The sequence below is a fragment of the Arthrobacter terrae genome (assembly GCF_015708085.1).
GTDB lineage: Bacteria > Actinomycetota > Actinomycetes > Actinomycetales > Micrococcaceae > Arthrobacter_M > Arthrobacter_M terrae.
Genome location: NZ_JADNYM010000006.1, coordinates 41,152 through 62,589, shown reverse-complemented (window position 1 = coordinate 62,589; position 21,438 = coordinate 41,152). Strand labels below are relative to the sequence as shown.

19 protein-coding genes are annotated in these 21,438 nt (G+C 61.6%); 17 read left to right on the top strand and 2 right to left on the bottom strand.

Annotated elements, in window-relative coordinates; all coding sequences use genetic code 11:
* Positions 1-17 precede the first annotated feature (17 nt).
* The gene (locus tag IV500_RS05640; protein WP_230854561.1) at positions 18-1,310 is read right to left on the bottom strand and encodes an AAA family ATPase; all 1,293 of its coding nucleotides are present in this window, start codon (positions 1,308-1,310) and stop codon (positions 18-20) included.
* Between the two features lie 577 nt (positions 1,311-1,887).
* On the opposite strand from IV500_RS05640, the gene IV500_RS05635 reads away from it, so the two are divergent.
* From IV500_RS05635 to IV500_RS22110, 10 genes are all read left to right on the top strand, one after another.
* Positions 1,888-2,994: a hypothetical protein gene (locus IV500_RS05635; protein WP_230854560.1), complete on the top strand. Its 1,107-nt coding sequence runs from the start codon at positions 1,888-1,890 to the stop codon at positions 2,992-2,994.
* A gap of 110 nt (positions 2,995-3,104) precedes the next feature.
* Positions 3,105-4,478, top strand: coding sequence for a vWA domain-containing protein (locus tag IV500_RS05630; RefSeq protein ID WP_196395856.1), 1,374 nt, complete (start codon positions 3,105-3,107; stop codon positions 4,476-4,478).
* Positions 4,471-5,235, top strand: a complete 765-nt coding sequence (locus tag IV500_RS05625; protein WP_196395855.1) for a hypothetical protein — start codon at positions 4,471-4,473, stop codon at positions 5,233-5,235. Before IV500_RS05630 ends, IV500_RS05625 begins: the two co-directional genes overlap by 8 nt.
* Positions 5,232-6,197 (top strand): RNase H family protein, encoded by a 966-nt coding sequence (locus tag IV500_RS05620; RefSeq protein ID WP_196395854.1) that lies wholly within the window; start codon positions 5,232-5,234, stop codon positions 6,195-6,197. The genes IV500_RS05625 and IV500_RS05620 overlap by 4 nt, the downstream gene beginning before the upstream one ends.
* A 329-nt stretch (positions 6,198-6,526) precedes the next feature.
* Positions 6,527-8,044: a type I restriction-modification system subunit M gene (locus IV500_RS05615; RefSeq protein WP_196395853.1), complete on the top strand. Its 1,518-nt coding sequence runs from the start codon at positions 6,527-6,529 to the stop codon at positions 8,042-8,044.
* The gene (locus IV500_RS05610; protein WP_196395852.1) at positions 8,034-9,254 is read left to right on the top strand and encodes a restriction endonuclease subunit S domain-containing protein; all 1,221 of its coding nucleotides are present in this window, start codon (positions 8,034-8,036) and stop codon (positions 9,252-9,254) included. Before IV500_RS05615 ends, IV500_RS05610 begins: the two co-directional genes overlap by 11 nt.
* Positions 9,255-9,258: 4 nt before the next feature.
* On the top strand, positions 9,259-12,288 hold the full coding sequence (locus IV500_RS05605) for a type I restriction endonuclease subunit R (RefSeq protein ID WP_196395851.1): 3,030 nt from the start codon (positions 9,259-9,261) through the stop codon (positions 12,286-12,288).
* Between the two features lie 191 nt (positions 12,289-12,479).
* Positions 12,480-12,842 (top strand): TA system antitoxin ParD family protein, encoded by a 363-nt coding sequence (locus tag IV500_RS05600; protein ID WP_196395850.1) that lies wholly within the window; start codon positions 12,480-12,482, stop codon positions 12,840-12,842.
* A gap of 273 nt (positions 12,843-13,115) precedes the next feature.
* A complete protein-coding gene (locus tag IV500_RS05595; protein WP_196395849.1) occupies positions 13,116-13,790 on the top strand; it encodes a helicase associated domain-containing protein in 675 nt (224 codons plus the stop codon).
* Between the two features lie 207 nt (positions 13,791-13,997).
* Positions 13,998-15,839 carry a fibronectin type III domain-containing protein gene (locus tag IV500_RS22110; protein WP_196395848.1) on the top strand — a complete coding sequence of 614 codons (1,842 nt, stop codon included), beginning with the start codon at positions 13,998-14,000 and terminating at the stop codon, positions 15,837-15,839.
* Here the strand turns inward: IV500_RS22110 and IV500_RS05585 are convergent.
* Entirely contained in the window at positions 15,782-16,420 is a 639-nt protein-coding gene (locus tag IV500_RS05585) for a GIY-YIG nuclease family protein (RefSeq protein ID WP_196395847.1), read from the bottom strand. The genes IV500_RS22110 and IV500_RS05585 overlap by 58 nt on opposite strands.
* Positions 16,421-16,570: 150 nt before the next feature.
* Here IV500_RS05585 and IV500_RS05580 point away from each other — a divergent pair, with 150 nt between their 5' ends.
* The 7 genes from IV500_RS05580 (at position 16,571) to IV500_RS05550 (ending at position 21,347) form a co-directional block, all read left to right on the top strand.
* The gene (locus IV500_RS05580) at positions 16,571-16,903 is read left to right on the top strand and encodes a helix-turn-helix transcriptional regulator (protein ID WP_196395846.1); all 333 of its coding nucleotides are present in this window, start codon (positions 16,571-16,573) and stop codon (positions 16,901-16,903) included.
* Positions 16,900-17,730, top strand: a complete 831-nt coding sequence (locus IV500_RS05575; protein WP_196395845.1) for an ImmA/IrrE family metallo-endopeptidase — start codon at positions 16,900-16,902, stop codon at positions 17,728-17,730. Before IV500_RS05580 ends, IV500_RS05575 begins: the two co-directional genes overlap by 4 nt.
* A 4-nt stretch (positions 17,731-17,734) precedes the next feature.
* The gene (locus IV500_RS05570) at positions 17,735-18,385 is read left to right on the top strand and encodes a PIN domain-containing protein (RefSeq protein ID WP_196395844.1); all 651 of its coding nucleotides are present in this window, start codon (positions 17,735-17,737) and stop codon (positions 18,383-18,385) included.
* A 157-nt stretch (positions 18,386-18,542) separates the two neighbouring features.
* Positions 18,543-19,211: a recombinase family protein gene (locus IV500_RS05565; RefSeq protein WP_230854558.1), complete on the top strand. Its 669-nt coding sequence runs from the start codon at positions 18,543-18,545 to the stop codon at positions 19,209-19,211.
* 47 nt (positions 19,212-19,258) lie between these two features.
* Positions 19,259-20,173, top strand: a complete 915-nt coding sequence (locus tag IV500_RS05560) for a nuclease-related domain-containing protein (protein WP_230854557.1) — start codon at positions 19,259-19,261, stop codon at positions 20,171-20,173.
* Between the two features lie 149 nt (positions 20,174-20,322).
* A complete protein-coding gene (locus IV500_RS05555; protein WP_196395842.1) occupies positions 20,323-20,793 on the top strand; it encodes a hypothetical protein in 471 nt (156 codons plus the stop codon).
* A complete protein-coding gene (locus IV500_RS05550) occupies positions 20,793-21,347 on the top strand; it encodes an RES family NAD+ phosphorylase (protein WP_196395841.1) in 555 nt (184 codons plus the stop codon). Before IV500_RS05555 ends, IV500_RS05550 begins: the two co-directional genes overlap by 1 nt.
* Positions 21,348-21,438: the final 91 nt, after the last annotated feature.

Genomic DNA, 21,438 nt, shown 5'->3' with positions numbered 1-21,438 from the left:
CCAGCCGTACTGACCCGCTATTCGGCGGTCAGCGCGATGCGGACGCGACGGCCGAGCCGCGCTTCGTTCTGGTCGATGTCCGGGTCCATCAGGGCTGTCTCCCAGTCGCCATCATGGGCCCATGACAAGTGGGTTTGATGCCTGGAAGCCATAACGCACAGGCGGCCGGGGGAGAGCTGATGGGAACCGGCGGAGGTGTAACCGATGAACGGGTCCATGGCGACCACCGCGTGCCACTGGCCGCCCTGCATCTTATCGGCCGTGCCGACATGGATGCCGTCCGCTTTCAGCGTCCGCAGGATCGCGGTGATGCCGGATGCCTGGGCATTGTGGGCGACCACAACGGCGATGTCGGATGCGACCAGCGCACGGTTGAACGGCTGATCATCGTCGTCAAATTCGACCAGCTCAACCCCGATGAGACCAGCCGCGTATTCAGCAACCCGGACCAGCGTCGGCAGGTGGTCAAACGTCGGGGACGGGTCCAGCAGCAGCGGCACGATTTCGGAGACCCGCTCACCGTCCGCGTCGGTCAGGTACCGGTCCGGGCGGGAGGATGAGAACGGAAAATCGTACAGTGGCGCGATAGCGTCAACGGTTTCCTGGCCGAGCCGGTACGTGGTGTCCAGGGAATGGATTTCAGCGTTCACCATCCTGGCGAACACTTCCGGGGCGCGCATCTGGGGAGCCGTTTCGCGCCCACGGAACGCGGACACGTCGGCTGTCACGACCGGTCCGATCTGGCCGGGATCACCCACCATGAGAAGCTGCTGGGCTTCGTCGGAGGCGTTGGACACGTCAGCGAATGTCGCCTGGTAGGCCTCGTCAATGATCATCAGATCACAGGTCGGACGGTTGGACGTTTTGCAGGATGCGATGGTGCGCACAACCGGAATGTTTTTGCCCCCGGCGGAGGCACCGCCTCGGGAGACGCCGATGGGCGGTTCCATGTTGGAGACCGACAAGGCAACCTGCGGGTTGCCGTCTTTGTCCGGACCGAGCTCTGCAGCAATCCGTTCCGCAATGTCATACGCGGCGCGGCGGGTGGCGCACGCGACGATGATTTTCAGGTTGGACCGTTCCCGCAGGTAAGCGACGGCCTGGGCGACCAAGGTGGTCTTTCCGGCCCCGGGAGGGGAGTCAACGATCGTGATGGGAGCACCTGACCACACGCTGTACAGCGCTTTGGCGAGGGTGGACCCGACGATGAGGGTACGTCCGTCGTTGACGGGTTCGGCCAGTGCCTGCTCGGGTACGTCGATGATTGGCGCGAAGCCGAGGTCTGCGAGGTCAATTCCAAGGGAAGTCATGGCCTTTATGTGTGCGGCGCCGATGCTAGCCCTCACCGTGTCACGGGTCCTGGTCAGGACCTCACGTGATAACCCTCGTCTCTAGGGGTCGGTATCGTTCCTCAGGTTATCACGTGGCTTCAAATCCGCGGTCTCTCACTGGTTCTATCCGTGAACCCACTCCACCGCAAAAACACCCCAAACATGGCCCAACCTACCGCCACTCGTAACACCGGACAGGCCTGCATCCCAGTGCTGGCGCGGATTTTGCCCGGTGCCGGACCCTCACTCGACCAAACCTACCTGGGGAGGGACATATATATGGAGAGAAAAGTACTCTCTTATAAGAGGGAGGGGCTGAAGGGTAGAGAGCAAGGGGGCCCCTATATATATATATCTCTTAAGGTCGTTTAAGTAGAGTAGTAGTAGTAGGGGCCCTATATTCCCCGCCGTTCCGGGGATTTTCCCACTCGACCAAGTGGTAGGGTGACGGTCGTTTGGTGGGAACGGCCGGTAGGGCGGGAATTGGCGCCGGACGCACCGCAGCAAGGCCTTTTGTCCGGTGAGCGGGGCGGCCGGCGCCGCACACATAAGAGACATGACAGCCATTGCGATAGCCCCCGCTTCCCCTAAAGACATCCTCGTCGCTTACCGTGCCGAAGCGCGAGCCGCAGCGGCCTTCGCCAACGTGCCCGGTGATCGTTCACTGTTCCCCGGTCTGGGCATCGCACCGACCGGGATGATTTACTCCCGAGGCAAAGGCCTCCAGTATCACGCCCTCAACGCACCCGCCGTCCCGCTGACCCCGGACGTGCTCGAGAAAGCCCTCATTGAACCGCTGGCCTCCACGGTCGTCCCTGACGCCAAGACCTGGGCCAAGGTGCTCGTCATGGCCGACAACATGCCCTCCACCGATTTCAAAGCACTGGGACGTCGCCTGCGCATCAGCAGGGGACTGCCCGTGTCGCTGAAACTTCCGATCCTGACCGAGGCGCTGAGCTACCGCTACTGGCTGCCGGACACACTGACGGAAACAAGCTTTGATGACTGGGCTGAGGCGTTCAACGTCAAAGGCCCGTCCGTCGCGTTCACAATGCGGTCGCTGATTGCACTGGCCCAGGCCGGTACGCGGCCGACCGCCCTCAAATATGAGGTCGCGGTCAAAGCAATGGAGGACATGGAACGCAAGATCATGGAACAGGCGGCGTGGGGCGGTATCTCCAATGACTGCTACGTGTATTCCATGCTCGAAGGTTTCTCCGCGAAGGCGAACGGTCTGCGCACCATCGACCCGGGTTTGCTGGAAATGCATGTGATCGACGGTCAGGCGTGCCGGATCGTGCCGATGAACTCCGATTCCCGTGAGTTTTCCGCGTCGGTGTCTTCCCCGTTCAAGCTCAAAGAAGGCAAGAAGGTCCGGCTCACCGACGGCAAAGAAATCGCCGAAGTCGACCTCCGCGCCCTGCGCTTCGGCGCCGGGGCATTGCATGCGGTGTTCGCCCAGCCGTCCGCCCGCGGCGCCGGTCTGCTCATGGTCACCCGCGCCCGGAAACTGGAAGCGAAGCTCTACGCCGTGGACGGGGTCTTTGAAAGCTTCGGTTCCGGACCTAAAAACAAGCGCTGGCTCAGCGACGACGTGCAGAAAGTCACCGGCCGCGAAGTCCCCTTGGACGTCATGCTTGCCGGTGCACCGACCACCGACTAAGCCCACCTGACCACCTCGCCCCTGCCACCGGCTGTCATAACCCACCGGCAGGGGCGGGGCTTTTTCCGGAGACGGTGAGCAGGACCGGGGACGCCGCACACATAATGGGCATGAGAAACCTCACCACTCCCACAGACGATCAGATGCTGCATTTTCAGGCCTGGCGTGCCACCGCTTTGCAGATCATGCCCTACATGGGCTCGCTGATGTTTTCGCTCCGCCCGGTCAACTCCGACGCTGTGGACACCTTCGGTGTGGACCCCGGCCACCGCTGCTACATCAACTTCGACAAGGTCATTCCTATGGGTGCCCAGTTCGGGGCCGAAGCCCTGCTGCATGAGTGCTCGCATCTGCTGGCCGAGCATTCCTGGCTGGCCGAGCTGGCCGGTGTCTCCAATGATGAGCACGAAACCTGGAACGCAGCCGCTGATATGAGCATTAATGATGATCTGCGGGACGCCGGGTGTGACGCCCTCGCCAAGCATGGTGTGTTCGCTGCGCACATCGGGGAGCCCGACTACCAGACACCGCTGCACTACATGGAAGTTCTGCGCCAGAAGCAGGCCAACAAGCCCAAGCCTCAGCAGGGCCAGCAGGGAGGCCAGGGCCAGCCCGGCCAGGACGGACAGCCGCAGGCCGGTTCCGGCAACGCCCCCGGCCAGGGCCAGCCGACCCCGATGAAGGGCTGCGGTTCCGGTGCCGGTGGCCGTAAAGGTGGTCATGAACTTGGTGACGATGAAACGATGGGCGGTCAGGCCGAAGCGGCGTCCGCTATCGAAAAGAACCTGGTCCGCATTGCGACGGCGTCCGCTGTCCGCCAGCATCAGGAACAGCACGGCATCGGTTCTGTCCCCGGTGGTATCGCCCAGATCATCGATGAAATCCTCACACCGTCCAAGACACCGTGGGAGCGGGTCCTGGCCTCGCATGTCCGCCGCGCCGTCGCCCACAAGGCCGGATACCACGACGCGACGTACAAGCGCCGGAACCGCCGCCGGATGAACGAAACAATGTCTGATGGGAAGGGCCGCGTCCTCGGCCGCGTGATCGCGCCCGGTTACATCAAACCAATCCCGTCGATCCACTTTTACCGGGACACGTCCGGCTCCGTCAACGACCATGACCTTGCCATGGCGACCAATGAGGTTTACGCCATCGCCCGGAAGCTGGGCATCAAAGGTGACGACCTGATCGTCTCGGACATTGACACGATGGTCCATCAGTCAGTGAAGTTCACCGGCAAAGACTCCATCACGGAGATTGCCGGCCGCGGCGGCACCGATATGGGTGAAGCGATTGTGCATGCCCTGTCCCTGCCGAAAAAGCCGTCCGCCATCATTATCGCGACCGACGGTGAAACCTGGTGGCCGACCGAACGCCCGTCCGTTCCGGTGATCGTCCTGCTGATCAACGTGACCTCCCAGCACTGGATCGACAGCGTCCCGGAATGGGCTCACCTGGTGGAGGTGAAAGACAATGCGTAGTCCGGACCGGAGCGTCCCGCACGGCTACCGGCTGCGCCCGGGCACTGACCTGCTGGACCTGGCCGAGCGCCTCCGCGAAGCGATGGCCCCGGTCCGGGACCGCGCCGAAATCGTTCAGGTCGCCGAATTCGCGGCCAAAGCGCTAGATACCGCCGACCTGGCCGGGACGCCCCGGCCGGAATCGGTCATCTTCGACGCAGTCCAGGCCCAGGCCGTCCATGTCGGGCAGATCCTGGCCGGAGAGCATTCCTGCCACCTGAACACCGTCACGGTCGCTGTCTCCGATGACCCGGAAACCGGGCTGCTGTACGCGCTGATGTTCCCCAAGCATCCGGCGTTCGCAGCCGAGCTGGATGAACTGGAACTCGGCGACTACTACCCGTATTGGAATGAAGCGGACACCGAGCAGCAGCGGCCCACCGGGGTTTCCGCCGCCGAATGGGAACGCCGGGCTGAGACGTGGACACGGGTGCTGCGCGGCACCGACCCGTGGGACCCGACCGGGATGTTCAGGATTGATGTCGGCAACGTCTACCCGGACGCTGACCTGATCAACCGTGCCGCCGACGTTTTCGCTGCCATGCCCTCCATCGAGGACCGCATTCATCATGCCTTGCACGAGCTGCAGAACAGGCAGGAGTTCGATTCCCCGTCGGAGCTGATGGCGTTCGTGAACGCCATGCCCGAACACCAGCAGCGCATCGAGGCCGGTCTGAAACCGATCACGCTTGAAGACATCGCCGGGGGTGTCCGGTGACCGCCGTTCCGATGCCGGCCCCGCCGGCGGCCCGGTTCGTTCCGGCCCTGGTTGCGGTGAGTGAACGCCATGGCGTGACAGTCCTGGTGGACCGGCAGCCGAACCTGTGCCGCTGGGCTGTCCACACCATTGTTGACGGCAAAGATTTCATCATCTCCGGACCCGGCCATGGTCAGTCAACCAACCCGTCCAACAGGGAACTGGCAGCCCAGATCACCCAGGCCGTCGGCCGTGTCGTCAAACGCACCGGGGAAATGCCCTCCCAGGTTTTCACCGGCGACTGGGCGACAGCGGAACTGCTGCGCGCCAAAACCGACCTGCCCGTCACCGACCTGACAGCCCCGCCGGCCGCTCTGGCCGCGGCACGGGACGCTGTGGCCGAAGTTGAACGCGGCCTTGTCTCCGGCCTGGTCCTGGCCTGTGACTCATCCCGTGGCCGCGGCAGGACCGTCAACGGCTGTGGCTACGTCCTGGCGTACTCTAACGGCGCTGATCCGATCCTGGGCGCGTACACGTCCGTCAGCACCCATGGCGGCATCCGTGCCGGGGAACTGGCAGCGATCCGCCGCGGGCTCCAATCCACCCTGGGTCACCACCCGGTCCTGCGCGAAGGTGTCGGAGACCTGAAAGTCCTCACCGACTCCAAGGCCGCACTGGAGGTCTTGGACCGGGTCTCCACCGGCGCCCTGCAGCCATGTGATGACACCGACTCGGTCAACGAATGCAAACGGATCCTCGGGTCGGCCCGCGGGGTGAATATCTCCTACGAATGGGTCCGCGGCCATAACGGGCACCCGCTGAACGAACTGGCTGACCGTCTGGCGGTCTTGGCCCGCCGGAACCGGGAAATGGGTGTTGACGACATAACGAACGCCCGGATGATCGCCACGATCCGCCAGGACACCAAAGACATCCAGATGGGGAAATGGCTCGCCGCCCAGCGCGCTGCAAAGGCGGCATGAAGCCCAACGCCCTGTGTCCGGAGCCGCTCGGGCGGTCGTAGAAGTGATCGTCGTGGGCACCGCCTCGGTGGTCAGGGCATTCCTGTTTTGGCCGATACGGGCGACTGCCTCCTCTGGGCGGCGTAACTAGCGCGCAGGACGCCACTATTCAGAATTGCTCAGTCCCGTACTCGGCAATCGGTCGCCACATGCGCTGTCCTGGACGGCGCAAATACCCGGCCGGACATATGCTTGCCATGGTGGCCTTGGGGGACTACATCCCTACCCGCCGTGTCTACGCATGTTTACGGATAGAGACACAGCCCATTGACGACTGAACGAGGATCATCTTGACGCTCTCCACCACCGAGCCCGGACACCTGTCCCAGCGACAGTTGGAATCGACCCTGTGGTCGGCTGCCAACGCCCTGCGGGGGCCCGTTGATCCTGGAGACTTCAAGGCCTATGTCTTCCCGGTGATGTTCTTCAAGTGGATCAGCGACAGTTGGGACCACGAGCGGGTCCGCGCAATCGAAGACTTCGGGGATGCCCTGACGGATGAGATTGAGGCGGATTACCATACGTTCGCCATCCCGGACGGTTGCCACTGGGTTGATGTCATCGAGACCGCGCACCAGACCGGGGTGAAGCTGGACAACGCCATGCAGCGCATCCAGCAGGCTAACCCGGACGCCCTCGCCGGCGTCTTCGGCGACGTGCAGTGGGCCAACCAGGAACGCCTTCCCCAAACCGCGCTGGCCGCGCTGCTCAACTCGTTCCATTCGGTCCGGCTAGACCCGGACAGCGTCAACGGCGACATGCTCGGCTCCGCGTATGAGTATCTGCTGCGGGAGTTCGCCGAAGCGTCTGGGAAGAAGGCCGGCGAATTCTTCACACCGCGCCATGTGGTGCACCTTCTGGTGAAGATCTTGGCCCCGAAGCCGGGGGACACCATCGCGGACCCTGCCTGCGGTTCCGGTGGCATGCTCGTCGAGACGGTCACGGCGGTGAAGGAGGCCGGTGGGGACGCCCGGACCCTTCACCTGCACGGGCAGGAAATCAACCTGACCACCAGCGCCATCGCGAAGATGAACCTGTACCTGCATGGGCTCAAGGAGTTCAAAATCGTCCGGGGTGACTCGTTCCGGGAACCGAAGCTTCTGGACGGCGACGGTCTGCAGAAATTCGACGTCGTCATCGCCAACCCGCCGTTCTCGCTGCAGAACTGGGGTGCCGAAGGTTGGACCAACGACCCCTATAGCCGGGTCATCTGCGGTGTCCCGCCAGCCAAGAACGGCGACTACGCCTGGATCCAGCACATGGTTGCCTCCATGAAGGAAGACACCGGCCGGGTCGGCGTCGTCATGCCGCACGGCGTGCTGTTCCGCGGTGGCAAAGAAGGCGCCATCCGGGAATGCCTGATCCGCAAGGACCTGCTCGAGGCCGTCATTGGCCTGCCTAACAACCTCTTCTACTCGACGTCCATCCCGGTGTGTCTGCTCATCTTCCGGAGGCAGAAACCGGCCGAACGCCGGGACAAGGTCCTGTTCATCGACGCGTCCAAACGGTTCGTCTCGGGCAAGAACCAGAACACCATGTCGGATGAGGACATCGAGGTCATCGACGCGGCCTACAAGCAAGGCAAAGACATCGACGGTGAAGGCGGGCTGAGCCTCCGTCTGGTCGGCATGGAGGAGCTTGAGGAGAACGGTTTCGATCTGAACATTGGCCGTTACATCAAGACCGAGAGTGTCGGCGAAGCCAATGTTGAGGAAGCCCTCATCGCCTACCAGGAAAGCCGCGAACGGCTCGCAGCGGTCGAAGAAGTGCTGGCGGACAAGCTGAAGGCGGCTGGCTTTGACTTCTGAAGCGCGGGTAGGCATGAGATTCTCGGACTTCCTCTCGCCGATTCGAAGAAAGGCCACGATCGACCCCGAGGCCTCCTACAAAATGGTCACGCTTCCGCTCTACGGGAAAGGGGCCAGGCTCAGAAAGGTTTGCTTTGGCTCAGAACTCGGGACTGCCCGGTTCGAGGTGCGCACGGGAGACCTAATGATCTCCAAGATCGATGCACGCAAAGGCTCGAATTCGCTCCTTCCACCGGAGCTGGACGGCGCCGTAGTCACAGGCGATTTCCTGTCCTATGTCGTCGATGAAGCCGTGGTCTCAAAGAAGTACTTCAGCATCATTGTCCGGAGTGCGGCATTCGCCGACCTGTGCGACAAAGTCTCAGCTGGCACAACGAACCGGGTTCGGCTCGATGTCCATCGATTCTTGGAACTTAAGCTGACGGTCCCATCTCTGGACGAGCAGCGGCGCATCGTTGACCTGATCGGCGCCGTGGACGATGCCATCGAATCAGCCAATGCCAATCGGCAGACCCTTGATTCTGTTAGCGTCCGCAGTCTGGCCTCGGCGTACGCCGGAATGGTTGGCACACCTCTCCCTCTGGAGTCGGTGTTCAGCCACGTCATCGGTGGATCATGGGGAAGCGAGCCAGGCGCCGAGGACACGGACGTTGTCGCAATCGGTCCGAGTGCCTACGCCAATGGGCATACGGAAGTTGACGCGGCGCTGGGTAGCCGCAGAAGTCTTTCTTTCAAGCGTGCCGCAGTCCGAACCATCCAAGCTGGTGACGTTGTCCTTGAGCGGTCCGGTGGCTCACCAACTCAACCTGTGGGGCGCGTAATTCGTGGCCGCAACACACCACCAAATGTTGTTCCGTCGGACTTCATGCGCCTTCTGAGACCGGACACTGCCATCGTCGATCCGTCCTACGTGTTCTGGGTGATGTGGCTGATGTACAAGCAAGACGCCCCGCTGCCGTTTCAGAAGTTCACTACCGGCATCCGCAACCTCAACATTCCTCAGTACTTGACTCACACCAAGATCATTCTTCCGGTTTCACGAGAAGACCAGTCGGCGTTCTGTGAGTTGGCGGAATCGTTCCTCTCAGTCTCGAACGAGCAGGAAAGTCATGCACAGTCACTTCGCTCCCTCCGGGCCGAACTACTTTCTGCCCTGCTATCGGGTGCACATAGAATGCCTGAGACGTATGACGAACTAATGGGGGCGTAATTTCATGGCGGGGTTCAACGAGTCGAATACGGTACAGCGGCCGATCTTGGATTTGCTGGTGGGCGCCGGATGGAAGCATATTCCGGGTTATCAGCTCGACCGGCACACCGAGGACGTGCTGATCGAGGCTGATCTGTTGACGGCGCTTGCCCGGCTCAATCCCGCCGTTGCCGAGGCCCCGGAGCGCGCCGCGGAGCTGCTGTCTCCGTTGCGCAGCCTGATGCTCTCAGCCCGGGAGGATGGACTGGTTCCGACCAACCAGCACTTCCTGGAGTGGCTGCGGGGCCAGAAAACTCACCGCTTCACTGGCCGCGACGTCTTCGATCCGGTCCAGCTGATCGACTTCACCAACCCGGCCGCGAATATCCTGGTCGTCTCCGATGAGGTCACGTTCGGCACCCAAGGCCATTTTTGTCGGTTCGATCTCGTGCTGTTCGTGAACGGCATCCCGCTGGTGGTTATCGAAACCAAGACGCGCCTGGACGCCCGAATCACGTGGCTGAAAGCTGCCCATGAGATCCACACCATCTACGAACCGGGCTGGGCGGAATTCTTCGTTCCGAATGCGTTTTCGGTAGCGACCGACGGCAAGGACTTCCATTACGGCGCCGCCGGCCAGGACATCGAATCATGGGGTGTCTGGGGGAACACGGAGGAAGAGATTCTCCCAGCAGGCTGGCCACGCGTAAAGCGTAGCGTCGAACTGCTGCTGAACCCCGAGACAGTCCTGTCAGTCGTCGCGGACTTCACTGTCTTCGAGTTGAAGGCTAAGCATTCCGGGGTGCCACGGCTGAACAAGATTGTGCCCCGGTACCCGCAGGTCGAAGCCGTCCGCGCCATTCACACCCGCGCCTTGCACAGCACCAAGAGACAGGGCCTGATTCACCACACCCAGGGTTCGGGCAAGACCCTCGCCATGCTGTTCGCCGCGGTCAAGCTGGTCAACGAACCACGGCTGAAAAACCCGTCGATCGTCTTGATCGCGGACCGCGTCCAGCTGGTCACTCAGATGTATCGCCAGTTTCTTCGCGCCGGCATGCCCTCCCTCGAGGCCCCCGAGAATGCTGCCGACCTCCGTCGCATTCTGGGAGAGGACCGGCGCGGAATCATCTTCACCACGGTGCACAAATTCAAGAACGCCGGGGTGCTGAACACCCGGGAGAACATCATCGTCCTGGTCGATGAGGCGCACCGCACCCAGGAAGGGCAGCTGGGCAAGTTCCTGCGCGCCGCCTTCCCGAACGCCCGTTTCTTCGGTTTCACTGGCACCCCGATCGCCGATGAGGACCGCAACACGTACGAGCTGTTCGGTGACCCGGATGACCCGAACCATGCGATGAACACCTACGATTCGGACCGTTCCATCGCTGATGGCACCACCGTCCCCATGCATGTTTCCCCGCGCTTGGTGGACTTCCACATCCGCAAGACGGATCTGGATAAAGCATTCGACGAACTGGCCGCAGAGGAAGGCCTGACCGAGGACGAGCAGGAATATGTGGCGGCGAAAGCCACGGACACCCGCACGTTCTTCGCGAACCTGGAACGCGTGGAGAAGGTCTGTGCCGACATCATCGACCATTTCTACTCGATCATCGACCCGTTGGGTATGAAAGCGCAGGTGGTCGCCTACGACCGGGCCTTATGCGTGGCTTATCAGGAGGAGCTCGCCCGTCAACTGAAGGCCCGTGCCGGCGGCGGTACCCCTGATGAGGCGGTCATCGTTATGTCCGTCCAGTCAAAGGACGAGCCTGGGTGGCAGGAGCACAAACTCACCGATCTCGGTGAGGAGAACATCTTGAACCGGTTTCGCCAACTAGGTGATCCGTTGAAATTCATCGTCGTCACCGCCAAGCTGGGCACCGGGTTCGATGCACCCATCGAGGGTGTGATGTACCTGGACAAACCTATGAAGTTGCATACCCTCTACCAGACGATCACCCGGACCAACCGGAACTGGAAGAACCCGCTGACCGGGCAGGAGAAACGCTACGGACTCATCGTCGACTACGTCGGGCTCGGCGACGGCTTCGCCCGCGCGATGTCCCCGGCCAACCCGGAGCACGCCCGGAAGGAGATTGAAATCGGCTCCCTGCTGGAGCAGTTCGAAATCGAGATTGCCAACGTCCTTGACCGGTTCGCCGGCATCGACCGGAACAACACCGGATTTGAAGCCCTCCAGGCAGCCCACGACCGACTGCCGGACGACAAAGCCCTGGAGCGTTTTGCCGCCCAGTACGGCATGCTCCAGGGCATTTGGGAAGCCGCATATCCGGACCTGCGGCTAGAGAACCACCGGTCCGACTACAAATGGTTGTCCAAGGTGTACGCCTCCGTCGCACCTGCTGACGACACACGGGACCTGCTCTGGCACCGTCTCGGCGCAAAAACGTTGGAGCTCGTCCACGGGCACATCGGCGAAGTCACGGTCAGAGACACCGGGGTAGACGTCGTGATCGCTGACGAAGGCACCATCAAACGGCTCATTGAAGCTGGCGTCATCGACCCCGACGCCGGCAGCGGAGAAACTCAGGTCACGACAGCGGCCGAGGTGGTCGACAACATCGCCTCCCGGTTGCGTAAAAGGTTGGAAGGTACCAACGGAGACCACCCCGTTTATAAGACACTGTCTGAAAGGCTGGAGCGCCTACGCGAACGCCAACTCGCTAAAGCCCAGGAGTCTGTGGACTTCCTCCGTGACCTTCTCGACCTGGCCCGCGACGTGGCCGCCGCTGAAAAGGCCGAAGACGAATCCGGTGTCCCGGGCTTGGATCTCCTGCCCGACCCGAACACCGGAGCCCTGACTCAGATCTTCGAAGAATATAGGCCCGAGGGTGTTCCGGTCATCGTCGGAAAGGTCGTCGCCGACATCGACGCCATCGTTAAGGAAGTCCGCTGGGACGGGTGGAACAACACCAAGGAAGGCGACAAGGCGGTCCGTATCGCGATTCGCAAAGTCCTCGTCCGCTACGGGCTGCCGGCTTCCGGGGACCTCTTCGACCACGCCTACGCTTACGTCTCCGAAAACTATTAGCCGCACACATGGCGGAATGAAAGAACAAATCATCCTCGACGGTGGCGGGGCCGTCGTTTAACCTACCTCGGCATCTCGATCAAAGCCAGAACACAGTTCCCGGTTAAGGTCCGTACACGGGCGTGGTGGCAAATGTACCCGTTTCGCGCAGGGCCATCGTGTCGGGTGTAACTGGACGCTACGCTCCAGTTATGAAGACGAAGCCGACGCGCATCGATGGAGAACTTTTCGCGGCCGCGAAAGTCGCCGGCGAAATTCAGAGCCGCAGCGCTGCGCAGCAGTTGGACCACTGGGCCCGCATAGGCCGCGAACTGGAAGCGCCACCGATGATCACTCACCGGGCGATTGTCAAAGTGCTGACAGGACAGGCGTCCGATGACAGTCGTCCAGACTCCGCACAGGCCGTAATTCGGGTGGCCTGGAGTGGACAGATCTCGGCAAAGATCACGGGACTGAATTTCGAAGACCACCTGCAAGAAGCCGGTCAGCCCTGGGTGGAAGCGGATAATGAGGGTCACGCCGTTGTTCGCAACCCCGGCTCCAGCCAAGTGTGAGCTCCACACTCACCGGACGCTCGTAGTCTTCTCAATCATGCTGCGTAACGCAGATTTTCTGATCACTGCACTGCGCCAGGGCGCCAAAGACGTCTGCGGAAGAACTACGACCGCGGCCAAGGCAAATAGGTGCCGTGGTAGGACGTTGATCTACATCTTGGTGTCACCTTGGTCGTCAACGGGACAGCCATAGACGAACGGTTCACCGTCGCGGGCGCGTGCTGATGCCTACAGCTAGCATGGTGGCATGTCAGCTTTGTCCGGGCCAACGTGATGGCTGTCCGGGTTAGCAGCCACACTGAATGGGACCTGATGTATGCCGCAGGTCTTAGCTGCGACCGGATCGCCCGGCTATGCCACGCCCCGCGCTCCACGGTGTTCGCGTACTTCCGCAAGCGAACGGTGCTGGACCCGATGCTGAGCCGGAATCATGAGGAGCATTCCGTGGAGCCGGCAGCCCGGGCCTGGCACCGGGTATCCACGGACCTGATGACGTTCACCGCCGATACGGGCCGCTGGCCAAACCCCGCCGGAGAGGACGGCGAGGCATTCCTGGCCCGCTGGCTTGCCGAGCAGCGCCGGCGTCATCGCCGCGGGGAGCTCAGCGCGGACCGGATCGAAAAGCTGGACGACGCCGGACCGTGGCGGTACAGCAGCCGTGCCCTGGCCGATGAGAAACGGTGGTGGACCCGACTGGAAGAGGTCACCGATTACCTGCGCGAACCCGGTTCCTGGCCACAGTGGAAGACCGCTGCTGATGAACATGAACGGGTTCTAGGGGTCTGGCTCCACGAACAGCGCCAAAAAAGTGCCCGGAATATTCTGCCGTCCGCCAAAGCGCGTGCGCTGACTGTCCACCTGCCCGGTTGGAATCCGAGGGGATCCGCTGACTCGAAGGTAATCGCAGAGAACACCACGCAGCGATATACCGTCACGTTCCGACGCTAGCGGAGAGACCGCATGCTGGCTCTCAAAGCCGCAGAAAGTGGCGATCGAAGATAACGGTCTGGCAGCCACAATTTTTGCGCGGTCGCCCCCTTCTGTAGGTGAGAAGGATTTTTGGCTGACGTGGATGGACTGGTTTTGACGCTCTCTACCTTGCACAACGGACCCCGACAGCGACTCAGGGTTGCACTGGACAACTTGCGATCTTCGGTGGGTGCATTTGATCTTCCCTCGATCATCACGGCAGTCGTCGTAGTGGCCATCCTGACAGCAGGCGTTCTTGCTGCGATCTTCGGAGTCATTCCGTTTGCCCAGGACAACGGCGCAAAGCAGGATCTCTCCGCGGTGCGCACGGCCGAAGGTGTTGCCAGGACCAAAGACAACCGCTTTCTAGGATCCGGACCCATCGTCGCCGCCGGCTACCTCCCCAGCCTTCCCCATACCGCCTCCGTCGAGACCGACAGTTCCGGGCACTGCTACGTCGCCCTGGCTAAATCAGGAACCGGCACTATTTTCTACGGAACCGATGCACAGACTGACCCGCAGGTCTTGGAACGTGACAAAGACACCGGTTGCCTTTCCGCTGATGCACTCAAAGCCCTCGTTGACGGGGTTGGCGGGTTTTCCGGCATCCAGGCACCCGCTGCGCCGGTGGTCTCATCTGCCGTAGAGATGGCTACTAGGGCAAAGTTCACCTGGCCGGCAGTGGCGGACGCCGAAACATACAAGGTCGAATACATGGTCAATACCGGGTCCTGGGCGTCTAAGACGACCGCCCAGAAGGAAACCACGGTCAACATCGACGTGAATAAAGGTGACACACTTTACGTCCGGGTTGCTGCCACGAACGCCTCCGGCGATTCGCCGTACGGTACGTCTGTCATCGCACTGTCCGGGCTGGAAAACGGGAGTTTTGAGTCGGGGATGACCGGATGGACGACCAGCGGCAATGCACCGTCCTCGATGAGCTCGACCTCCGCTACGGACGGGAAGCAGGTAGCTTACCTGTATTCGAACGCCGGTGGGTCCACGATGTCCCAAACGGTTTCGGTACCGGCTCAGGGCACGACACTGCTGTCCTTTTCCTACCAGACATCCCCTAGCTCCTCCTACCCCGGGACTTTCCAGGTCCAGGTCCAGGGCACCGACGGAAATTCCGCAAAGGCAGTCCTGTCCACCTCCACAGTCACGGCCATGAGAACCATGACCGTTGACCTGACCCCTTACCTGGGCCAGAACGTGAAACTGAGCTTTATCCAAACCGGCGGGGGTTACGCCTCCTGGCCGTCGCAAGCGTACGTCGACAACGTCAAAGTCACCACCGGAGCACCAGATGCGCCAGTCAGTGTAGCGGCGTGGACTAATGACTCCACGGCAACTGTGCAGTGGACGCCTCCGACCCTTGGTAGTGCCGGAGTCACGGCCTACACCATCACGCCATACCAAGGGGCCACAGCTCTGGCATCTGTCACCGTCACCGGAAACCCACCGGCTGCCACGGCTGTGATCACAGGGCTCACCAACGGAACCGTGTACACCTTCACGGTACGGTCCACGAACCCCTTGGGATCTTCTCCCGAATCCGCTCCCTCGCCTGCCTACACAGTCAACCCCAACGGGGTTGCTAACGGCAGTTTTGAGTCGGGGATGACCGGATGGACGACCAGCGGCAATGCACCGTCCTCGATGAGCTCGAGCTCCGCTACGGACGGGAAGCAGGTAGCTTACCTGTATTCGAACGCCGGTGGGTCCACGATGTCCCAAACGGTTTCGGTACCGGCTCAGGGCACGACACTGCTGTCCTTTTCCTACCAGACATCCCCTAGCTCCTCCTACCCCGGGACTTTCCAGGTCCAGGTCCAGGGCACCGACGGAAATTCCGCAAAGGCAGTCCTGTCCACCTCCACAGTCACGGCCATGAGAACCATGACCGTTGACCTGACCCCTTACCTGGGCCAGAACGTGAAACTGAGCTTTATCCAAACCGGCGGGGGTTACGCCTCCTGGCCGTCGCAAGCGTACGTCGACAACGTCAAAGTCACCACCAAATAAGTCCGGGCCAGTTTCCGCCGCTTCATCTCGGCGGCGATGAAGCTCCCGCGTAAGCCCGTTAACGCCCCGCCGCCGATACGGTTGAGCAGGTAGTCTGGCGGGAAAGTTTTCACGAGCCTGGCTTCCAACCTGTTCGCAAAGATGGTCCGCGCGGCAAAAATACGAGTGGTATCCAGGGCACGGAACGAGTCGATGGACAGCACAGACTCATCGACGCCGCCCCACAGCAGCCGGTCGAACTGCTTCGTTCCAGTCCAGTGCTTCCTGATGCGCGCACGCATGTCATACGACTGCCCGATGTAGGCCTGCCGGTAATTGTCCAGCACCAGCACGTAGACCCCCTCGGCCCCGTCCAGGGATCGCAGATCGGTGACAGGCCGCAGGCGCTTGTGCTTCCCAAGCATCTCCGCCAGTGCGTCCCCGAAAGACTGCTGCGAGATCTGCGCGAAGAACACCATGTTCAGGTCGAAGTTTTCGAGGGCAGCCTCACGTTGGAGCCGGCAGAAATCATCCGAGAGGCGGGTGTGACCCTCATCCTCGTGGACCCCGGCTAGGGCAGCCCATCGCTCGTCGCTGTACATTTCCCGGGGACTGAGGTGTCCTGCAGGTGGGGTCCATGGGCGCCATATTAGGAGCAATCGGGGGGTGAGAGATTGTGGAGGTGTCCAGCCGCTGGTCCGCTATGATTGAATCAAGGTTTGAAAATGCTGATTCAATGATGGGATTGTGTCGTGGCTGTAGATATTGGGCGCCGGATCGCCGAGCGGCGCAATGAAGCGGGCCTCAACCAGCGGGACCTGGAAAACCTTACGGGAATCTCTCAGTCCACGTTGTGCCGGATCGAGAACGGCAGCCGCGCGGCTCGGATGGATGACATCATCTCCATTGCTTGGGCCTTGGGCTGCCCTGTCGAGGCCATCCTGGACGAGAACCCTGTCCGGGACCGCGTTCTCGTCGCCAGCCGGGCCAACACGTCCACGGCAGACGCTGCGGCTGTGAAGAGGAAACTGACGCTGTTCCTCGAGATGGACGCCTATCTGGCGCTGCACGGCATCGGTGCATGATGCCTGAAGATCCGGTCATCCCTGCGGCCATCGGCGCCAGTGAACGGACCGCCTGCCTCGCGGCCATGAAGATCCGGCGCGACCAGGGCCTTGGGACAGGCCCGATCGCGGACCTCCACGAACTCATCGGACTCGTGGCTCCCAGCGTCGACGTCGCAATCCTGGACATGCCCTCGGGGATGGACGGGATGGTGCTGACCGACCCGGTCCGGGGAAAGTCGATCATCGGAGTCGCTACCACCGGAGTCCCGGAGCGGCAGCGATCGTCGATGGGACACGAGCTCGGCCACATCGTGTTTGCAGATTACGAGGCGGGGCTGCGGCACGACCCGGCAGCGAGGACTCCGGAAGAAACCCGTGCGGACACCTTCGCGCGCCACCTTCTGGCTCCCGTCGAGGGTATGGCAGACTTTCTTGACGACCTGGGCGCGGTGCGTGGCGAATTGAACCCCCGGCATGTCTCGTCTGTCGTGCGCCACTTCCAGGTATCGCCCGCTATCGCGATCATCCAGATGCATTCCGACGGCTGGATCACCGCGAAACAAAAGGAAGAGTGGCGGGAGTCCGCCCAGAGCCTTGCTCTGCGATACGGATGGATCGGAGACTACCGGGCCATGGCCGCCGAGAGTAGCACGCCAAGGCCGCCGCAACGGCTCATCGAAAACACCACCGAGGGATACATCCGAAACTTTGTCTCCGTCCAGGGCCTTGCGGCGCTCAGCGGTGTGGACCCGGAACGTCAGCTCCACGAACTTGAAGAGGCGGGCATAACGCCAGAGACAATTGAGGTCGCATGGGCTGACCTTGATGCCTTCGGGGCGGACTGACTCTGTGGCGGCCGAACAGATAACTATTCTGGACGCAGGACCGTGCATCACCTTCTGTGCCGCTGCCAAGCAGAGCTTGCTGGTTGAAGTCCTACAGCGGGGTTCTAATCAGATCCGCGTTCCGGATGTAGTTAACGACGAGGTTTCGAATCGCGGGTCAAACCGGCGAGACTTCCCACCGATAACAGTCCTCAACTGGGCGTGGTTAGTCGAGCATGACCGCATCGAGGTTGTCGACTCGTCGGTATCGTCTGAAGATGCGGAAGCACTCTCAGTTGCGGTGAAGAAGCTCACAGGGACACCTCTTGCAGAAAGGCTCACAGAGAGTCAGGACCTCGGAGAAATTTTGGTCATCGCTCACGCCATGGTGCGCAAGGATCGGGGTGAGGTCGTGTTCGTCGTCATCGACGAGTGGAGGGGTCAACAGCTGGCGAGCAAATTCGGGATCAAGGTCATCGACACAGCATGGATTTTGAGCAGTGCGGTCGTACGCGGCCTGATCGCGGACCGCGGAGAGATGAAGAAGACCTACGATGCACTCAGGAAGTACGATTCGGGCCTAGTTCATATCGACCAGACCGCCCTTCTCAAACCCGCGCTGTGGGCCCAAAAGCCAAAGTCGAAGGCAGCCCCAGGGATCCCCGCAAACGGCTAGCGGAGGGTCTCACGAACTCTAGCTTGGTGAGGAACTTCCCTAAACGCTGTTTTTGAGCCCCTTTGGGGCAGCGAGTGTCTCACCGGGTCCGTCTCACTGCGGCTGTCTCACGATTCCTCGAGGGAGAATGACACACTCGGGTCCTAGTATGTGCGGCATGGGACTTTTATTGGGGTATGTCAGGGTTTCAACCACGGATCAGCACGGCAGGATGCAGTTTGATGCGCTCATCGAAGCGGGTGTCCCGGAGGAGCAGATTTACTTTGACCAGCTCTCGGGGGCGAAAGCGGCGAAGGAAAGACCGGGTCTGACCGCGCTTCTGGGCTATGCGCGCAGGGAGGATACTGTGCTGGTTTATCGAATCGACAGGCTCGGAAGAAGCCTGATCGATGTGCTGAATACTGTTGCCGACATGCAAAAACGCGGGATCGGTTTGCGCTCCCTTGTCGATGGAATTGACCCGAGCACAGCGTCTGGCCGCCTACAGCTCGGTTTGTTCGCTACCTTGGCCGAATACGAACGCGAGCTCATCAACGAAAGGGTCCGTGCCGGGGTCATGGCCGCCAAAGCCAGGGGCGTGAAGTTCGGCCAGAAACCGGTGAATCAGGAAACGGTGGAAGCCAAGCTGGAGGTCGCCCGTCAACTGCTGTCCCAGGGGAAGACGGCCAGCCGTGCCGCCGATACGGTGGGCTGGTCCAGGGCCACCCTGTACCGGTATTTGAAGGAGCGAGGTGCCGAACAGCCGGTAGCACCGGAGCTGCCTGTTGCTCTTGGCAGGGGGAGGTCCCAATACGCGAACGGCAAGCCGTTACCGGTCCGGGACTGATGTCTGCGCATGTTCCCTGGTAGAAGCCAGACAAAGGGAGATGCACTATGGTCGAGTTCGCGTGGATGAAGTCCAGATCCGGGACAGCCGAGACGGTCGGCGGTGCACTGGCGGTCGCTGAACCTCCGGCACCTGCGGCGCCTCCAGTGCCGCTGGCCAAGCCCGTGGTCGAGTTCGTCTACAACCCGTGGAAGCTGAAAGACCTCCGCCGGCTGTACATCAACTTGTCTGACGGGACGAAGGTCGGCTACCTGGACCTGGCCACCCTCGATGCCGTCCCGGATTCGGCAGGGACCGGAGATCTGCTGCAGCGTGCACTCGCTGGCCTGTCACCACTCACCGCTGCACGGCACTTTATCCACGCAGCGCAGTCCGGCGAGACCCACCTGTTGCCATCACCTCCCGCCGTGGATGTCCTGCCATGGACTGATCTTGCCGCCCATCGGCCAGGGCAACTGATCGACGGTCATGAAGACGCCTCCTACCGGGCCGGGGTCGCCGGCGAGCAGCGCACAGCCGGGGTCCTGGCCGGCCTGGAACGGACCGGTTACCGGATACTGCATTCGGTACCGCTAAGCCCGCGGAAAGACATCGACCACCTGGTGATCGGCCCGACCGGTTTGTGGGCGATCAATACGAAGTCCACCACGTATGACGTCACGGCCAAAGCTGACGGTGCGGTGTATTCGGACGGGTACCGGCAGAAATGGGTCGAGTCGATTATCCGGGACGCAACCGTAGCGGGGGAGCATCTGTCTGTAGCCGCCAGGATGGACCTGCAGTGCCGGCCGCTGGTGGCCATCTGGTCAACAATGAGCGTCGCCAGCAATTATGAGGGGCTGGTGGTAGGAGTGGATCTGGTGGGCACCATCAACGGCGCGGCTCCTGTCTTTCCGCCTGAGTGGGTCGACGTCGTGTACGGCGTGGCCCGGCGCTCCGACACCTGGACCGCGCACCACTAAGGCCCACAGGAACCTGCGGACCGTAGCCCATCATGCGGCATCCGGACCTTTCTATTCCACAGCCCAACCGATAATGTTGGGCTATGGAGGCAAAGAACACGACACCTGACCAAACGTTCCTCCTGAAAAGTGGCGGCCGTACTTTTTCTGTGAGCTTCCGCAACGGTGTCGGCCTGGCACCTAAAGATCTCACTCAGGGAATCAAACGCCGCTATATACAGCGGAACCTGAGCACCAGGGTCCTGGGAGGGACGGCCGCCATCAGTTTTGGCGGGTTGAAAAAGAACGCTCCGGGCTACAGCCCGAGCGCCGTGACGAAGCGGCTCGTCAGCGCCCTGGGGAACAACACTGTTGCCGCTCTCCTGGGTGTCAGCAAGGACCGCCCGAACCGGTGGGCGTCCGGTCAGGACGCACCGAACGAAGAGAACCGTGCCCTCCTTGCCGACCTGGACGCACTGGTAGGCCACCTCCACAGCGCATTCACCCCGGCTCAGGCCATCCTGTGGCTGGAAGGGCATAACGCGTATCTTGATGCCCGACCCGTCGACGTCTACCGGCTCGAGGGTGCAGGCCCGGTGATTGAGGCGATCCGTGCCCACGAGCAGGGGACCTTCGCCTAGTGGAATTCTGGCGAGTACTGAACTATCACCCCGCCGCCGCTGACTCCACTGCGAACGGCCACCCGCTCTACATTTGGCCCAGGCAGGGTTTCGGCCGGATCGATGACCCGGACCGAGACTATCTGGTGCTCTATGTTGGCGATTCACCGGCAGGTGCCATAGCTGAAGCCCTCGGCGGATTTTCGGTTTGGAAGCCGGAAGTCCTTGACCCGCCGCCTGGGGCCCCGGTCGGCACGGTGAAGGCTCTCGTGAAGTACACGGGTAACCCGGTCATCTTGAACCTCGATGACCCGCAGGCCCTCCAGGACTGGTCGTTGCGTCCCAGTAGCGTTGTTTCCAAGGATCGGCCATCAACTCAGCAGTGGGCGCGCTCTATGTACGAAACGGGCGACTACGCAGGTCTGTCCTGGTGGTCGTACTATGACCCGATCTGGGCAAGCTTCGGGTTGTGGGACATCACGGGCCTGACAGTGGACGGCGCCCCGGAGCCCCTTACTTTAGGTCACGCGGCAGTCCAGGACGCAGCTTCCATAATCCGAAGAACGCTCAGCTGACCCGAAACGGCCAGCAGAGCGGTGAGAGGGTTTCAGGACTCCGCACACATGAGAGGTAAGCAAAACGAGGCAACCGCCTCCCTTACCTCTC

What these genes read in the sequence shown, in the direction of transcription:
- IV500_RS05640 (WP_230854561.1), bottom strand. Translation starts at nt 1,310, where the DNA reads ATGACTTCCCTTGGAATTGACCTCGCAGACCTCGGCTTCGCGCCAATC.
- IV500_RS05635 (WP_230854560.1), top strand. Translation starts at nt 1,888, where the DNA reads ATGACAGCCATTGCGATAGCCCCCGCTTCCCCTAAAGACATCCTCGTC.
- IV500_RS05630 (WP_196395856.1), top strand. Translation starts at nt 3,105, where the DNA reads ATGAGAAACCTCACCACTCCCACAGACGATCAGATGCTGCATTTTCAG.
- IV500_RS05625 (WP_196395855.1), top strand. Translation starts at nt 4,471, where the DNA reads ATGCGTAGTCCGGACCGGAGCGTCCCGCACGGCTACCGGCTGCGCCCG.
- IV500_RS05605 (WP_196395851.1), top strand. Translation starts at nt 9,259, where the DNA reads ATGGCGGGGTTCAACGAGTCGAATACGGTACAGCGGCCGATCTTGGAT.
- IV500_RS05600 (WP_196395850.1), top strand. Translation starts at nt 12,480, where the DNA reads ATGAAGACGAAGCCGACGCGCATCGATGGAGAACTTTTCGCGGCCGCG.
- IV500_RS05595 (WP_196395849.1), top strand. Translation starts at nt 13,116, where the DNA reads ATGGCTGTCCGGGTTAGCAGCCACACTGAATGGGACCTGATGTATGCC.
- IV500_RS05585 (WP_196395847.1), bottom strand. Translation starts at nt 16,420, where the DNA reads ATGTACAGCGACGAGCGATGGGCTGCCCTAGCCGGGGTCCACGAGGAT.
- IV500_RS05575 (WP_196395845.1), top strand. Translation starts at nt 16,900, where the DNA reads ATGATGCCTGAAGATCCGGTCATCCCTGCGGCCATCGGCGCCAGTGAA.
- IV500_RS05565 (WP_230854558.1), top strand. Translation starts at nt 18,543, where the DNA reads ATGGGACTTTTATTGGGGTATGTCAGGGTTTCAACCACGGATCAGCAC.
- IV500_RS05560 (WP_230854557.1), top strand. Translation starts at nt 19,259, where the DNA reads ATGGTCGAGTTCGCGTGGATGAAGTCCAGATCCGGGACAGCCGAGACG.